The following is a 17,355-nucleotide window of genomic DNA, read 5'->3' on the forward strand; positions in this document are numbered from 1 at the left end:
TGGGGGAAATAATATGGCGGAAGTGTGCAAAGATCTCTTGAAGGAATGGTGCGAAGCCATGCTTCGCCTTCAGATCGGAAATACGAATAACCCAAGACTCGACGGCGCTCTCCTCTGCCCCGCGTGCGGAAAGATTCACGGGCGCTGCTTTGAGGCGATGTATCCCTTTTTATGTATGGCTGCGCTTGAGAGGGATGAAAAATGGGTGAAAGCCGCTGAGAGGCTTTTTATTTGGGCGGAAAATACGGTGTCACAGGAGGATGGTTCCTTTTTAAATGATATTGACTCCGGTTGGAAGGGCACGACGGTTTTTAATGTGATCCAGCTGGCGGACTGTCTGCTGTTTCATGAAGAGCTGCTGTCAGACGAAACGAGAGCCGCCTGGCGACAGCGCCTTAAGCTGGCAGCAGAATTCCTGTACCGGTTTGATGAATTGAAGGATAATAATATCAATTATCCCATATCCAATGCGTTGGCCTTATATGAGTGCTGGCTGGTGCTGCATGAGGAACTCTATAAACGAAAAGCGGAAGAACTGGCTGAGCCGTCCGGGCTTCCATTTACCGAACATGATCTGCTGTATGGAGAGGGGGTGCCTCGTGAAAAGAGGAGTCCAAGGGGCTGCCGCCCCATCGATATCGGGTACAATGTTGAGGAGACGCTGCCGTCTCTGGCTCTGTACGGCCATCTGAGCGGAGACCGGAGAGTTCTGGAGGCTGCGGATAGGGGGATGGCTGCGCATCTGCCGTTTTTACTTGAAAACGGTGCCTGGGACAACAGTTTTGGAACAAGAAATTATAAATGGAGCTACTGGGGGAGCCGCACTTCAGATGGCTGCGCGCTGGGATACCTGCTTCTGGCAGATGACAACCCGGATTTTGTACTGGCAGCTGTAAGAAATCTAAATCTGCTGAAGAAATGTACCGTGGATGGATTGCTGGCTGGAGGTCCGCATTATAGGCTGGCCGGTCAGGCACCGTGCGTTCATCATACATTTACCCATGCAAAGGTATTGGCTGGAATTCTGGACAGAAATTTAGTGTGGAAGGGAGCGGACGACCGGGCAGAGCGGCGCCTGCTAAGACAGAGGACCGAGGGAATCCGGTATTACCCGGAGACAGAAAGCTGGATTGTAACAAAGGGATCCATGACGGCCACGGTGACAGCCTGTGACTGGGAGTATTTACCCGGAGGCCATGTCGGAGGCGGAACACTGTCGCTTCTTCACCACGAGAGGCTGGGAACTCTGCTGTGTGCCGGGATGAGCCGGTATACTTTAAAGGAACCAAACAATATGCAGGTTCCTTGCCGGGTCAGACAGGAGTGCCTGGCAGTGAGAATCGAAGCCGAAAAGGACGGTATTGTCTACAGCAGTCTCTATGATGACGATGTCCGGGTATCGGTAGAAGGCGGACTGGTTACTGCCAGCGGAAAGCTGAGAGACGAAAAACGCAGAACGTTGTCTGGCAGAGAACAGAGTTATTGTTTTACTTACCAGGTTTCAGGGGAAGAACTGCGCATTCGGGCGGAGTTTGATGACGGAACGCTGATCTGTCCGGTGGTGAGCGGCGCTGATGAAGCGGTGTTAGTGGAAGAGAATGGAAAACGGGCAGTAATATGTAAGAAAAACGGGCAGGTGCTGATGGAGTCAAACCGGGAGATGAGTTTACCGTACAGTACAGAGCGTATCTTTAATCTTATACCCGGGCTGCAGGCGCTTCGGGTGCAGATCAATCCGCAGGCAGGTTATGATTCTGTTTTACTTCATATAGTTGTAAATGAAAATTGCTTTATAAATGGGATTATAGATCGGATTTAAGTTTTGTAGAAATCGTCAGGGGTAGATGGCTGAATAAATAACGAAAAACATAAAATACAAGTTGAATATACTAAAAATTAGTGTTAAAATTATAATGTATAATTTATATAGAAGTCAGAGGATGACTCGGTGATTGCCTTTCAAAATATTGAAAGGACTGATGTGCAATGAATACGCTGGAAATATTAACGTTAATCATAGTGATATTTACGGTACTTACATATCTGGATAATCACCAGAATAGAAAATGAGCTATCCTCTCTGGCCAGAGGATAGCCCGGTAACTTAAAATTACTGTTTGCTTGATCGGCAATCATCGGTTTCTTGTTAGCCCTTGATTACTTCTGCTTATATTATACACTGGGTACTTGTATTTTTCAAGTACCCTTTTAAATAAAAAATTATAATTCTTTGAAATATTCTTATATCATTATCTGTTCACCCCCATCCCCTCCCAGGAATGCCACAGCCTCAAACGCCCGAAGCTTCATATGCACCTCGCAGGCCGGAGCGTCTTCATAATTCCCAATCAGCCGGACCCCGTTTTCCGGAAGGCACGCTTTGGGAAGGTCAATGACAGCCGGATCTGAGAAAAAGTTAAGAACCACCAGGAGCATCTGCCCCTGATAGCGCCGTGTATAGGCATAAATGGACGGATGTTCTTCACATACCGGATTGTAGTCGCCATAGACCACAACTTTATGATGTCTGCGGATACGGATCAGATCCTGATAGTAATGATAGATACTTTCAGTGTCACGGATGGCCGCTTCCGCGTTTATCTCTGTGTAGTTTGGATTGACGGGAATCCATGGGACCGCGTCGGTAAATCCGGCATTCGGGGAGGCATCCCACTGCATTGGCGTTCGGGCATTGTCGCGCCCTTTGGCGTAGATCGCTTCCATAACGCGTTTCGGATCCTCGTGAAATACCGTGACAGCCTCGGCATAATGGTTGAGCGTGTCGATGTCTTTGTACTGGTCGATGGAGCCGAACCGGATGTTGGTCATACCCAGCTCCTCGCCCTGGTAGATATAAGGAGTTCCCTGGAGCGTATGAAGGAAGGTGGCCAGCATCTTGGCGCTTTCCACGCGGTATTTTCCGTCGTCCCCAAAGCGGCTTACCATTCGTGCCTGATCATGGTTATTTAAGTACAGACTGTTCCAGCAGCCGTCCGCCAGGCTGGTCTGCCATTTCCCGAATACGGCCTTTAGTTCGGACAGCTTCCATTGGCGGATCTGCCACTTGTCTTCACCGACCGCATCGAGATACATGTGCTCGAAGGTGAAGACCATGTTTAACTCATGGCGGTCTTCGTGAGTATAGAGCCGCGCCTGGTCCGTGGTGACCGAGACCATCTCGCCTACTGTGATGAAATCCCGCTGGCTCAGGATGCGCCGGTTCATTTCCTGAAGGTATTCGTGGACGTGCGGGCCGTTGGCAAAGTAAGGTGTGGCCAGATGGGGGCCATCCTCAGGCATATCCGGAAGCTCCGCGGCCTTGGAGATGTAGTTGATCACATCCATGCGGAAGCCGTCAATTCCTTTATCCGTCCAGAACTGCATGATGCGGTACACCTCTTCCCGCACAGACGGATTATCCCAGTTGAGATCAGGCTGTTTCTTTGTGTACAGATGCAGGAAATACTGCTCACCCTCCGGTTCCTTTTCCCATGCAGAAAATCCGAAATGACTGCACCAGTTGTTAGGCGGCAGACCTCCCGGTTTCCCATCCCGGAAGAAGTAATAATCCCGGTAGGGGCTGTTTTTGTCCTTTAACGCAGCCTGGAACCAGGGATGCTCGTCAGAGGTATGGTTGACGACCAGATCCATCATCAGCTTTAATCCTCTCTCGTGCATCGCCTTAAGCAGCCGGTCAAATTCCTCCATGGTGCCAAACTCTTCCATGATTTCGCAGTAGTCACTGATGTCATATCCGTTATCGTCATTGGGAGAACGGTAGATGGGGGAAAGCCAGATTACGTTCACGCCCAGCTCTTTCAAATAATCGAGTTTCCGGATAATTCCTCCCAGGTCTCCGATTCCATCTCCATTGGAATCCATAAAGCTTCTCGGATAAATCTGATAGACAACCGCTTCTTTCCACCAAGTTTCTTTCATTGAAATCCCCTCCTTTTAACGCTATTGTAGCATGAGATGATTGATCCCACAAACGTTTTCATTTATATTTAAAAAAGAAGTAAATATTATATATAAAATATTTGACTTTTACGTGTAACATTGCAATAATAGAATCATATTTGTACCACAAACGTTTTGGAAAAGTGAGGTATTTTATGGAAAAAATAGAATTGGGGGAATGGAGCGTGTCGGTGTCCCGGTGGGACCGGGCGTGGCAGCCCCAGATGGAATCGCTGTTCTGCCAGGGAAACGGGTATCTGGGGGTACGCTGCGCGGTGGATGAGCCGGTTCCCGGGCAGAAACGCGATACGTTTATTGCAGGAACGTATGATTCCTGTTTTGGCGAGGTCTCTGAGCTTCCGAATCTTCCGGATGTGATGGGGAAGGAGATTACCATTGACGGGGAGCTGCTCCAGCTGAACGGAAGAAATCATGAGGATTACTGTGCCATGCTTCATCTGGAAAACGGGCTGGTTGAGAGGCACTTTACATACAGAACGGAACAGGGAAAACAGGTGAAGGTAAAGATGGAGCGGTTTGTGTCGTTAAAGAACCGCCACCTGCTGATGCAGAGACTGTCTCTTATTTTGGAGGAACCGGCCGAGCTGGAGATCAGGACCGGAATCAACGGACAGGTGAGTAACAGCGGGGCCCAGCATTTTACGGAAGGTACGAGGCACTGCGTGCCGGGAGAGCGGGAGGAACTGTCGTTTCAGGCGTGGGATTCAGGGGTGCGCTTTGCCGCTGCCTGCGCTCCGAGGCTGACTGCAGGATCATACCGCGCTTCCATTGACATGGACCGGCGCAGGATCGGAACGCACTACCATATTTCCGGGGAAAAAGGGGAGGAGATCGTGCTTGAAAATGCGGCCGCTTTTTATACTTCCAGAGATGCAGAGTATTGGGACGGCGAAAGCCCTTTTGCAGATACACCTTTCAAAGAGACAGCGTGTGGGAAACACAAGAGCCTTTCCATAGTAGAGGATGCCAACGCACTGGCGGCCGAAGCCGCCAAAGCAGGATTCGACCATTCGCTTAAAGAGAGCGGCGAGGCGTGGCAACGGTACTGGGACTTACATGATATCCGGATTGACAGCGACGAGGTGTTTGATTCCTGTGCGGCCAGATTTGCCCTTTACCACCTGCGAATCATGACGCCGGTGCATGACGAGCGGATGAATATCGGTGCGAAGGGGCTGTCCGGGGAGGCCTATAAGTGCCATACGTTCTGGGATACGGAGATGTTCCTTTTCTCATCCTGGCTGTACACAGAGCCGGAGGTGGCCAGACGGCTGCTGCGCTACCGCTATCTCACGCTGCCGAAGGCGAAGGAAAAGGCGGCGCAGTACGGATGTGAGGGGGCGCTGTTCCCATGGGAGAGCGCCTGGATTACAGACGGAGAGGTGACTCCGTCAGAGGGAGCGCCCGACGTGGTGACGGGAAAGCCGATTCCCATTTATACCGGTACCCAGGAGATTCATGTCAATGCGGATATAGCGTATGCGGTCCATCGGTATTTTGAAGCTACGGATGATACCGCATTTATGGAAGCGTGCGGCTATGAGATGATACTGGAGACGGCGCTGTACTGGGCTTCCCGCGCGGAGTGGAACGAAGAGAGGAAACAGTACGATATACACGGCGTGATCGGACCCGATGAATACAGTGAACACGTATCCAACAATGCCTATACGAATTATATGGCTTCATGGAATATCAATGAGGCGCTCCGCATCCTGGAAATGCTCCGGCAGGCAGGTAAGGCGGATCTACTGGAGGAGCTGGAGAAGAAGACGGGCGCTGTCTCCAGGGAAGTATGGATGAAGGACCGGGCGGAGAAGCTGGCGCTTCCAAAGCCGGATAGCAGGGGAATCATTCCGCAGGATGAGGCGTTTTTAAATCTGCCGGAACTGGACCTGACGCCGTTTAAAAAGGGCGGGAGGAAGATTCTGGAAAGCTTTAATGTAGAGCAGCTCTGCGGATATCAGGTCTTAAAGCAGGCGGATGTGGTAATGCTGCTGTCCTCGATGCCGGATCTGTTTCCGGAGGATATTATTCTTAAAAATTATCAATATTATGAAGCGCGCTGCGTACACGATTCGTCCTTAAGCTTTAATGTGCACAGCATGACGGCGGCCCGCCTCGGTATGACAGAGGAGAGCTTCCGGCTGTTCAGGAAGGCCGCCGGAGTGGATTTAAACGGCGGGCTGTCCTCCGCAGAGGGAATTCACGCGGCGGCAATGGGCGGAATCTGGCAGTGTATCGTTCTGGGGTTCGCCGGATTATCGGTAAAGGATGGGCGTCCTGCGATGGAACCCCATCTGCCGGAATCCTGGCGAAGTGTTTCATTTTCATTTGTCTGGAAAGGCGAAAGGTTTGAGATCACAGCGGATCATGAGGAGGTGCGGTATGGTAAAACTGGTGGATGTAGCAAAGGCCTGCGGCCTGTCGGTGTCACAGACGAGCCGGGCGCTTAACGGCAGACAGGACGTCAGCGAGGAGACGAAACGGCGCGTGAGCCAGACGGCCGCGGCCATGGGATATGTGAAAAATCTGACGGCACAGACGTTGTCTGCAAAGAAGCCGATGCAGCTGGCCGTTGTCGTGACAGGGGTCAGTGAGCAGACGGAGAATTCCTCTTTTTTCTTCGGCATTATGCAGGGAGTGAATTCATTTGCCAATCAGAATGGTTACGAGACCGTGGTATATATAATGGAGAACAGCCCGGAGTGCTTCGAGACGTACTGCAGGCAGCGGGGGGCGGGCGGAATGATCCTGATGAACGCGGATTACGATGAACCGGCGGTTAAGAAGCTGGCTGAAGGGGATTTCCCCTGTGTCTTCATTGATATTCCGTATACAGGGGAGAGAAAGGGATGCGTCATCGTCAACAACGCCTATTATTCGAGACTTGCCGTGGAACACATGGTGAAACGCGGCAGGAAACGCATTGCCATGATAACCGGAAGCGGCCATTCCATCGTGGAAAAGGAGCGGGAAGAGGGATATAGGCAGGCGCTTTGTCAGGCGGGGCTTACGGTTAAGCCGGAATGGATTGTGAAGGGCGATTTCCGCTACGACATGGCTCATGAACAGGCGATCCGGCTTATGGAGAAGGAGCCAAGGATCGACGGATTCTTCTGCGCCAGTGATTTGATGGCCCTGGGAGTCATCAATGCGCTGCGGGGGCAGCACATAAAGATTCCGAAACAGATTTCCGTTTTTGGATTCGATGGACTCTTAAGCAGCGAATATGCCAGACCAAAGCTGTCAACCATCCGTCAGAACCAGAAATACAAGGGTTTTCTGGCGGCCAGGATGCTGACAGATATTCTGGGGAATGAAACGTATGAGCCGACTGTGATCGTGCCCTGCGAGGTATGCCTCCGGGAATCCGTATAGAGAGGTGGGGGGATGAACTGGTATAAACATATTCCGCTTCAAAGAAAGATTCTGGCGGCCTGTCTCGTCGTAATCCTGGTTCCATTAACAATCCTGGTCAGTCTTGTGCTGAGAAGAAGCATGGAGGAGGAGATTGACAGAAGCATCGTGAACATGACGCAGGCAAATGAGATGATTGATGACCGGCTGGAGACCATTGTGAACCATTTGAAGACCACTTCAGCCATGTATCTGGTCTATCCGGACATTATTCAATATGTGAAAAATGATTTTAACATGAACCGGCCGGAGTATATCACCACTCTGCGGGAGCTGAGAAAAAATGTGATGTCGGCGAAAATCAATCCCTACGTCTCCAGCATTACTTATTTGTCCAACAGGAATAACGCCTACAGCGGCGCCGGATATAATGAAAATTACATGAGCCGGATCGAAGGCTTCGCTGAGACCATGAAGACGGAAAAGATTAAAAATATGCTGTCACCGGTCTACGAGACCGTGATCAACCAGCAGAGTGTCAGGACGATTACCTACGGGTTCTCCCTGGTGGATACCTATACTTTTGAACAGGTGGGGTACGCCTTTATCAACCTGGATTTGAAGCAGTTCGGGCAGAGCTTTATGGTTTTTACCGAGGATGGAAGCATGGATACCCTGGCGGTGCAGGGAGATTACATAATCTACCAGGGACAGCGGGTGACGGACGCCATGGCTTCCCATGTGAGGCAGGCGCTCCTTGAGAGGAAGGAGAGCTTTGCCGCCAATAAAAATCAGGTGATGGATTTGAATTTTTCCGGGGAAGACTGGCGTATGGTGGCGACTTATAATGAAGCGCTGGACTTAACCATCGTCAGCATGGCTGCGGGGCGGGTGCTGAAGCTTCATATGATGCAGGGAATGGCCTCCTATGTGATCATTGTTGTGATTATGACCGCGGTATTCATCGGCGTCAGCATCCTGCTGAGTGTGAAGCTGACACGGCCGATCCGCGTACTGGAGGAAGGCATGCATCAGGTGGAAAACGGGAAACTGGTTCCCATCACACAGGAGCTGAACCGCCAGGACGATTTAGGCCGGCTGATTCTTGGGTTCAATAACATGACTGCCAGACTGAAGGAGAGCATTTTAAGGGAGTATGAATCGAAGAATCTACAGAAAAAGGCGCAGATTATGATGCTGGAGAGCCAGATCAATCCCCATTTTCTGTATAATACGTTAAATGTCATCAATTCCATCGCCATCCTGGAGGACGTGCCGGAGATATCGGAGCTGGCGACCGGGCTGGGAGATATGTTTCGCTATAACATCAGCGGAGGAAGTCTGGTCACGGTGATGGATGAGATCACGCAGATTGAGCGGTATGCCAATATTCAGAAGCTGTGCATGGCGGGGCGGATCGAGACCGTGTTTGATGTTCCCGAGGAGGTCAGAGGGAAGAAGATACTCAAATTTTTGCTTCAGCCGCTGGTTGAGAACTGTTTTGAACACGGATTTTCTCAGGATAAGAGAGATGGACGGATCGGGATCAGGGCTTCCTCCGAGGAAGGCGTCGTAACGCTGACCGTGGAGGACAACGGCGCCGGGATGTCGGAAGCTCGTCTTAAGCAGCTGACGGAAAAATGCCGGGAGCAGGGATCGCTGTGTCTGGAAAAAGAGGAGACGGATTCCATTGGACTGCTGAATGTGAATTTCCGTCTGAAGAATTATTATGGAGAAGAGTACGGTTTGATCCTGGAGAGTGAGGAAGGCAGGGGAACAAAGATCACCATCAGGATCCCTGAAGGTGAAAAAAAGTCATACCCACAGGGCACCCCGTAATTCATGTCCTGGCGGACGGAGTTGTGCTGCGCACAAAAATGTATAGGAAGCGGGTGAAGTCATGAAGTTTGCAGTTGCGGATGATGTTCTTTTGGCCAGAAAGGCTGTAGAAAAAATAATACTGGAATGGGACAGGGACAGCACCATCTGCTGCTCCTGTGACAATGGCAGTGAGGTTTTAAAGGTGCTGGAGGAGCAAAACGTGGATGTGCTGGTGGCGGATATCCGGATGCCAGGACTGAACGGAATCGTCTTATCCGAGGTGGTGCGCCAGCGTTTTCCGTCGGTGGATGTGGTTCTGGTGAGCGGATACGCCACGTTTGATTACGCCAGAGCCGCCCTTCATAACGGGGTACGGGATTATCTGCTGAAACCGCTGAGGAGAGAGGATCTGTTTCACACCCTGGATACTATAAAGAAGGCGCGCACAGAGGAAAAGCGGCAGGAGGATCTGCTCCGTGACGTACAGAAACGCGCAGGAAGTTTTCTCCTGCTCCGGTATTTATCGGGGGAGGAGCGTCCCGAGGACGTGCTGCCCGAGGAGATGACAGGACTGAAAAACGGGTGTTTCTTTGCGGCTCAGATCATGGTGGACGGAATGGGATTTGAGGAACTGTCCATACGGCTGCGGGATCTGTCTTTTGGCCGGGACCTGATTTTCGAGGATATTCTGCATTCCGGAGCGGGAGTCATCGTCTCCTGCGGGGAAGAACGCGCCATGGCGGTGTTTGATAAGAAGCTCCGGGCATTAAATACGCTGGCGGAACAGGGAAAGAAGGATGGCCGTCAGGCGGCAGTCGGAGTCAGCCTGCTTCTCACGGGACCGGATTCCATAAGGGAGGCATATTCCCAGGCGAGAAGAGCCTGCTGTCTGCGGCTCCAGGACCCGGAACGGGGATTATATCTTTTCGATCATGACAGGGGGAAGGAACTGCTCTCCAAGGAAGACTTACATTTAATTCGAAACCATTTGAATGCCAGGCGGGTGAAGGAGGCAAAAGAGTTCTGCTTCAAGAAACTGGTACAGCAGGAGAAGACGACGGTCCTGCAGCTGGAGCAGGCATACCAGGCGCTGCTGGGCATCTGTTTTACCATGGATACGGAAACGATTTACCGGCCTCTCTGGGATTTTGAGGACATGGGCGGGCTTCTGGACTATATCTGCAGCATGGCGTGCTGCATCGAAGAGGCGGACCGGTCCATAAATGAAGGAGACATTATTGACGAAATCCAGGCATTCCTGGAAGAAAATTATTACTGTGAGATCTCTTTAAATGAGCTGGCGGCGACGAAGTATTTCATGAATCCCAACTATCTGAGCCGTCTCTTCAAGGCGCGGACCGGAATGGGATTTTCCAAGTACCTGCTTGGCCTGCGTATGAAAAAGGCGGAAGAACTCCTGGAAAGCGGGGATATGAATATCAATGAGGTGGCGCTTATGGTGGGATACACCAGCCCTTCCTATTTCATTCAGAATTTTAAGAAATATTTCGGCCGGACTCCGGGAACACAGAGAAACAGGCCTGAATCGCGCTAATGTAAAAATACAATAAAAGACGTGTAATATAAATGTAAAATTAATGCATAATAACGGAAAAGTAACATAATTGATATCTGCTTATGTCAGTTTTGCAATATGATTGAAAAAAATAAACGCTATAATATGGGTATAAGATACAAGTGACTTATACCCATATTTTTCGCATTGTAAGGAGGATATCTATGAAAAAAGTATTGAGTGCAGCAATGGCGGCAGTAATGGTAGTGTCTATGGCCGGATGCGGCTCGTCCAACAAACCGGCAGAGACCACGGCGGCGTCGGCCGCATCCACGGAGAAGACGGAGGAGACGACGGCAGCCGAGACGAAGGAGGCCGCGCAGGCAGGAGAAGTGACAACCATTGAGTTCTTCCAGATGAAGGACGAGGGAACCGATTATTACACGGCGCTGATCAAGGAATTCGAGGCTCAGAACCCGGATATTAAGATCGAGTACACCAACGTTCCGGATGCGGAGACCGTCCTGATGACGAGAATGGCTTCCGACCAGGTTCCGGACGTATTTACCCATTTCCCGCTGGATGCTTCCTTCCGGGAGCAGGTAAAGGCCGGATATATGATGGATTTAACCGGAGAAAAGATGCTTGATAATGTGGCGGATGATATTCTGGATATCAGCCTCATCGACAGCAAATCGTATTCGATCCCGGTATCCTTAAACATGCTGGGCGTTTACTACAACAAAGATTTATTTGATAAAGCCGATGCCACGATTCCGGCAACCATCGAAGACTTATACAAGGTCTGCGATACGTTAAAAGCAGCCGATATCACACCGTTTACATTCCCGGATAAGGATGTATGGACGGTTCGCCAGTTCTGTGACCGCGCCAGCGTAACCATGCTGGAAGATCCGGTAGGACTGTTTGAAGACATTGCAGCAGGAGGGACTACAGCTGCCGACTCCAAGGAACTCCGCCAGATGGGCGAGACCATTGTGAAGCTTCGCCAGTATGGCCAGGAAGATAACCTGGGAACCGGCCAGGAGCAGGCTATCGCAGATTTTGCAAACGGCAAGGCAGCCATGTTCTTCTCCGGAACCTTCGCATACCCGGAGATCGTAAAGAGCAACCCGGATCTTCAGTTTGCCATGTTCCGCTACCCATCCTTTAATGGCAGCAGCATTGACCGTCTGGGCGTCAACATCGATACGGCATTCAGTATTTCCGCAACAACAAAGTATCCGGAAGCGGCAAAACGTTTCGTAGAGTACTGCACCAGCCCTGAAAATGCACAGCAGTTCTCCGATTACGATGGAACTCCGTCGGCAATCAAGGGCGTCAACTTCAATAAGACCGAGTTTGAATCCATGTTTAAGGATTATGTCCAGACTGGTAAGACCATGAGCGTTCCGTCCAACAGCTGGCCGCCGTCATTTGGTGGAGAGTACGGCAATATCTGCCAGGAACTGATTGATACCAAGGATGTAGACCAGTGGCTTGACAACTTAAATCAGTTAATTATGGATACCTATAACAACTAAGGTTTTACGAGAGGGTGAGATTCTTGCCAGGACGCATTTTGGCCGGGTGGCGCTAGTGCCGCCGGACCTAAATACGTAGTGTACAGTGCCTGATATCTGCGTCAGGTGTGCGTCCGCGAAGCGACGGCGTAGTGGACCCTACGACTAGCTTTGTGGGCGTGCTCCTGGCGTAGATAGCGGGTGCTGTGCATTACGCATTTAAGTCCGGCGGCGCTGGTTTCACCCTCTTTCTAATTAGAAGAGAATCGTTCAGAAAGGGTGATGGACCGTGAAAAACAAACCAAAACGGCCGAAGGCGGGACGCGCCGCTTATATGGCATTTACACTGCCGGCAATTATTCTATATACGGTCTTTTTCGTATTTTCCGTAATCTACGGAATCTACTACAGTTTTACGAACTGGAACGGATATGCAAAGGAGTATAAATTTGTCGGTCTTAACAACTATGCAAGGTTATTTTCAGACCGTGTCTTCAAACGTGCGCTGGTCTTCACCGTAGAATACAGTGCAATTCTTGTGGTGGGAGTCATCACCATCGCGCTGATTCTGGCGGTTATCCTGTGTTCGAAGATTAAACAGCAGACTTTTTTCCGGGCCGCTTTCTTTTTCCCGGCAACGCTGAGCCTCGTTACCATAGGCCTTGTTTTCAATGAAATCTATTACCGGGTGATCCCGCTGATCGGAAAGAGTTTAAATATTGATTTTCTAAGTAAAAATATTTTATCCAGTTCATCTACCGCCATGTGGGGCATCCTGATCGTCCATATCTGGAGGAGTGTGTCGATCCCCATGGTGCTGCTGATCGCCGGAATGCAGAATATCTCCGGAGACTTATACGAAGCGGCCGCCATCGATGGGGCCAATGGAGTGCAGCGTTTCTTTCGCATCACGCTTCCGCTTCTGATGCCGGTCTTAAGCGTCTGTATCATCCTGGTGACAAAAGAAGGACTGACGGTCTTCGACTATATTACGGTCATGACCAGCGGCGGACCTGCGGGCTCTACCCAGTCCATTGCGTTCTTAATCTATGAAAATGCCTTTATGAACCAGAAATTCAGCTATGCGATTACCCAGTCTGTCGTAATTTTTGTGCTGGTGTGTGCCGTGTCGTATTTCCAGTTCAGGACGACGAGGAAGGAGGACTGACCATGAATGGAAAAAAGGAAAAGCAGCTGCGGCCCTCCAGTATCCTCAAATATCTGTTTTTGATCTCGGGTTGTCTGGTGATTGCCGCGCCCTTGTATGTGACAATTATTACTGCATTTAAGACGAGAGAGGAATCGACGGTCAATTTTTTCTCCTTTCCCAGCCAGTTTTATCTGGGGAATTTTCGGGAAATTATTGAAAAACAGAACTATTTCCGCTATTTAGGAAATACCGTTATTATTACGGTCTGTTCCCTGCTCCTGATGGCGCTTGTCATTCCCTCGCTGTCTTACGCGCTGTCCCGGAACTTGAGACGGTCCAAATTCTACCGTTTCTCTTACATCTATCTGGTCATCGGTCTCTTCGTGCCCTTCCAGGTAGTTATGATTCCGTTAGTGAAGATTGCAAGCTCCCTTCACATGTCCAATATCTGGGGGCTGATTGTTTTAAATCTGGTGTTTGCACTGCGTGACGGCGTGTTCCTTTTCGTGGCGTACATGGACAGTGTGCCCCGGGAACTGGAGGAGAGTGCATTTATCGACGGGGCCGGAGTGGTCCAGACGTATATCCAGATCGTATTCCCTCTGGTAAAACCCATGACCGCCACGATCATGATTCTGAACGGGCTATCCGTATGGAACGACTTCATGCTTCCGCTGCTCCTGTTAAACAAATCCAAGAACAGCTGGACGCTGCAGCTGTTCCAGTATAATTTTAAGACGACGTATTCCTTTGACTATAATCTGGCCTTCGCGTCATTTCTGCTGTCCATGCTGCCGGTGATGGTGGTCTATGTCTTTGCTCAGAAATACATCATCCAGGGTCTGACCACAGGCGCGGTCAAAGGTTAGGTGCGAAAGGAGACTAATATGGAAATTAAATATCTGGGCACGGCTGCCGCAGAAGGATGGCCGGCCGTGTTCTGTACCTGTGAGGCGTGTAAGAGGGCGAGGGAGCTGGGGGGAAAGAATATCAGGACCCGCTCCCAGGCCATTGTGGATAATACGGTTCTCATCGATCTTCCACCCGATACGTATCTCCATGTCCTGCGGGAGGGAATAACGATTGACGCGGTCAAATCGGTGTTTATTACTCATTCTCATCAGGATCATTTTTATCCCATGGAGCTGCTGATGCGCGGCGAGCCATATGCGCACCAGCCCGGAGCGCCGGTTCTGACGGTCTATGGAAATGATAAGGTGGAAGCGGCATACCGAATGGCCATGGAGATGAACGACAGCCCTACGCTTCACACTCAGCTGGATTTTAAGCGGGTAAGGCCCCTCGAACCGGTAACGCTGCCTTCCGGATACGTGGTGACGCCGCTGGCGGCCAACCATGCGAAGGACGAAAACTGCCTCGTATACCTGTTGGAAAAGGACGGAAAACGTCTTTTCTATGGTCACGATTCGGGAAGCTACCCGGAAGAGACATGGGATTATTTAAGAGGGAAAATGATCAGCCTTGTCAGCTTCGACTGTACCAATGTGGAGGCGCCCGACGGAAATTATCACATGGGGCTGCCTGACAACCGGAATGCAAAAGCGCGCATGATTCGTGAGGGATGCGCCGGAGAGAACACGGTGTTTGTGATCAATCATTTCTCTCACAATGGTAAGCTGATGCACGAAGAGATCGTGGACTGTGTCCGCGAGGACGGATTCGTGGTGGCATATGATGGTATGACGGTGGGATTCTGATCATGGAAATGGGGGAACGTCTAAGGAGAAAGCAGAAGGAAGTGTTTCTGCTCTGCTGGACCGGTTATTTCCTGACGTATTTCGGGCGGCTGAATCTATCCGTGGCCATGAACGCCATGGCGTTGGAATTTGCCAGCGGCGCCGCAGTGATCGGCCTGACCGGGAGCGTATTTTTCTGGGTTTATGCGGTGGGAAAGCTGGTCAACGGTTATGCGGGGGATTATCTGGACAACAGGCATCAGGTGTTTTTCGGGTTGATGGTGTCGGGAGCTGCGAATGTGGCTATCGGATTCGTCCATAACATATGGATCATCATCCTTTTATGGGCGGTGAACGGATTTGCGCAGAGCGCCATCTGGTGCAATATGATCAGTCTGATTGCCCATTGGTTTTACGAGGAACAGCACGCGGGAGCCGCGGTGTGGCTGTCCACCTCCATGGTGGGAGGAACGCTGGCTGGCTGGGGGATCTGCGGCCTTATTATCCGGGCGGCATCCTGGCAGTGGGTATTTTTAATACCTGGCTTCGCCCTGATTCTGTTTGCGCTGCTGTGGAAGACGTATGTGAAAAATACAGCGGTGGAAGCCGGATTTACGGATTTTCAGAGCGTTCGGGTGATGAAACCGTCCGCGGCATTTCTGGAACATACGGACTCCTCTTCGGGTATCGGAAACCGGCTTGGAAAGTTTATTCTGGCTTCCGGCCTGATCTGGATTATACTTGCCTGCCTGGCGCAGGGGGTGATCAAGGACGGAATCGGGCTGTGGGGACCGACCATGATACAGGATATCTATGGCGTGGACGCCGGTACGGCCTCATTCCTGCTGTTGTTTATACCGGTGATGAATTTTATGGGCATCACCCTGGTGGGAATGATTCAGAGAAAACGGCTTCTGAAGGAAGAAACGCTGGTGGTGATTATGATGGTCCTATCGGTATTTATCCTGGCCGGGCTTCGTGTCTTTATGGGAAAATCGCTGGCTGCCGGGGTACTTTTATTAGGCGGCGTCAGCGCCGTGATGTACGGTGTAAATACGATTTTGCTGGGAGTATTTCCGCTTCGCTTCGCAAGGGCCAACCGGGCCAGCTTCGTATCGGGGCTGCTGGATTTCTGCTCCTATGTGGCCGCCGGTCTGTCCTCCGTGTTTTCCGGGCTGGTTATCCAGCTGGGACTGGGGTGGAACAGCGTGTTTCTGGTGTGGCTGGCGCTTACGGTGATGGGGATCGGGGCGTTGGGGGTGTTTGGGTGGAAGTATAAGGCGCAGACCGGAAGATAGAATGGAAACGGAATAAGAGGGAAATAAAAAGTCTGACTCATTCAGTTTATGACTTTTTATTCCCCTCTTTTACTGTACGATTATTCGATTCTGGCTGTACCACGAATCTCTTCGAAGGACGAGATTCCCATTTGTCCGGCCAGCACTTCTAAATCCTTCAACAGGCGGTGCATAAAGTCTGGCCTGGAAAGATTGGCAGATCCAACCTGTACTGCATAGGCCCCTGCCATGATGTATTCGATCACATCCTCTGCACATGAAATACCGCCGATTCCGATAATGGGAATGTCTACGGCGGCAGCCGCTTTGCGGCACATCAGGATTCCCACCGGTTTAAAGGCCGGGCCGGAGAATCCGCCGGAGCCGCCTCCGCCGCAGCGATATGTTCCGGTCTGGATATCAATACAGGAACCGTTTAGGCTGCTGTAGCTGGTTATGGCATCGGCGCCTCCCTCCTGACAGGCCACCGATATTTCCTCTACGGGAATGTCTCCGCCTGGAACCTTGGCGATCAGCCATTTGCGCGGGGCTGCCGCACGGACACGGGCTACAAGATCTTTTAATTCATCCGGATTCTTCCAGTAGGGAGTTCCGGGTCCGTAGGGGCAGTTCAAATTGATTTCAATGCCCATAATCCGGTCCATCTGTTCGATAGAGGCGGCCAGTTCTTCCATCTGATATTTATCGACGGCTTTCATGTCAATAATAAGCGGTGTGGTCTCGCAGGGAAGATGCGGCAGTATCTCTTTTTCAAATTCAAAAATGCTCATGTTGTTTTTAGAGAGAGCACTGATAAATCCATTATTGGTCTTACATATTTTTTTTGCCATGGTTGGTGATCCGCTGTCTATGAACATGGAGTTTGGCATCATGGCACCCAGTTCATTCAAATCAAGGTACCTTGCATGTTCGATTAAATTTCCCAGCGTAGCCGCAGCGGGCATAAGTGGATTTTTTAAGCGGATATCTCCTATGGAAGACGGGATTGTTACGTTTAAGTTCATAGTCT

12 protein-coding genes are annotated in these 17,355 nt (G+C 50.7%); 10 read left to right on the forward strand and 2 right to left on the reverse strand.

Annotated elements, in window-relative coordinates; genetic code table 11:
* The first annotated feature begins 13 nt into the window (after positions 1-13).
* A complete protein-coding gene (locus DFR60_RS14905; protein WP_110323596.1) occupies positions 14-1,819 on the forward strand; it encodes an ulvan lysase-like protein in 1,806 nt (601 codons plus the stop codon).
* A 422-nt stretch (positions 1,820-2,241) separates the two neighbouring features.
* On the opposite strand, the gene DFR60_RS14910 is transcribed toward DFR60_RS14905, so the two are convergent.
* Positions 2,242-3,939, reverse strand: a complete 1,698-nt coding sequence (locus DFR60_RS14910) for a glycoside hydrolase family 13 protein (RefSeq protein WP_110323597.1) — start codon at positions 3,937-3,939, stop codon at positions 2,242-2,244.
* A 176-nt stretch (positions 3,940-4,115) separates the two neighbouring features.
* Here DFR60_RS14910 and DFR60_RS14915 point away from each other — a divergent pair, with 176 nt between their 5' ends.
* The 9 genes from DFR60_RS14915 to DFR60_RS14955 all read left to right on the forward strand — a co-directional run bounded on the left by DFR60_RS14915 (position 4,116) and on the right by DFR60_RS14955 (position 16,346).
* On the forward strand, positions 4,116-6,437 hold the full coding sequence (locus DFR60_RS14915) for a glycoside hydrolase family 65 protein (protein ID WP_110323598.1): 2,322 nt from the start codon (positions 4,116-4,118) through the stop codon (positions 6,435-6,437).
* Positions 6,370-7,362, forward strand: a complete 993-nt coding sequence (locus tag DFR60_RS14920) for a LacI family DNA-binding transcriptional regulator (protein WP_243005081.1) — start codon at positions 6,370-6,372, stop codon at positions 7,360-7,362. Before DFR60_RS14915 ends, DFR60_RS14920 begins: the two co-directional genes overlap by 68 nt.
* A 12-nt stretch (positions 7,363-7,374) precedes the next feature.
* Positions 7,375-9,180, forward strand: coding sequence for a sensor histidine kinase (locus tag DFR60_RS14925; RefSeq protein ID WP_110323599.1), 1,806 nt, complete (start codon positions 7,375-7,377; stop codon positions 9,178-9,180).
* A gap of 61 nt (positions 9,181-9,241) precedes the next feature.
* Complete coding sequence (locus tag DFR60_RS14930; protein ID WP_110323600.1) at positions 9,242-10,717, forward strand: response regulator transcription factor; 1,476 nt, start codon at positions 9,242-9,244, stop codon at positions 10,715-10,717.
* A gap of 185 nt (positions 10,718-10,902) precedes the next feature.
* Entirely contained in the window at positions 10,903-12,222 is a 1,320-nt protein-coding gene (locus tag DFR60_RS14935) for an ABC transporter substrate-binding protein (RefSeq protein WP_110323601.1), read from the forward strand.
* A gap of 268 nt (positions 12,223-12,490) precedes the next feature.
* Positions 12,491-13,369 (forward strand): carbohydrate ABC transporter permease, encoded by an 879-nt coding sequence (locus DFR60_RS14940; RefSeq protein ID WP_243005082.1) that lies wholly within the window; start codon positions 12,491-12,493, stop codon positions 13,367-13,369.
* A gap of 2 nt (positions 13,370-13,371) precedes the next feature.
* A complete protein-coding gene (locus DFR60_RS14945; protein WP_110323602.1) occupies positions 13,372-14,220 on the forward strand; it encodes a carbohydrate ABC transporter permease in 849 nt (282 codons plus the stop codon).
* Positions 14,221-14,238: 18 nt separating this feature from the next.
* Complete coding sequence (locus DFR60_RS14950) at positions 14,239-15,069, forward strand: MBL fold metallo-hydrolase (RefSeq protein ID WP_110323603.1); 831 nt, start codon at positions 14,239-14,241, stop codon at positions 15,067-15,069.
* 2 nt (positions 15,070-15,071) lie between these two features.
* On the forward strand, positions 15,072-16,346 hold the full coding sequence (locus DFR60_RS14955) for an MFS transporter (RefSeq protein ID WP_110323604.1): 1,275 nt from the start codon (positions 15,072-15,074) through the stop codon (positions 16,344-16,346).
* An 80-nt stretch (positions 16,347-16,426) separates the two neighbouring features.
* On the opposite strand, the gene DFR60_RS14960 is transcribed toward DFR60_RS14955, so the two are convergent.
* Entirely contained in the window at positions 16,427-17,350 is a 924-nt protein-coding gene (locus DFR60_RS14960) for a nitronate monooxygenase (protein WP_110323605.1), read from the reverse strand.
* Positions 17,351-17,355 lie beyond the last annotated feature (5 nt).

This window comes from Hungatella effluvii, assembly GCF_003201875.1.
Lineage (GTDB): Bacteria > Bacillota > Clostridia > Lachnospirales > Lachnospiraceae > Hungatella > Hungatella effluvii.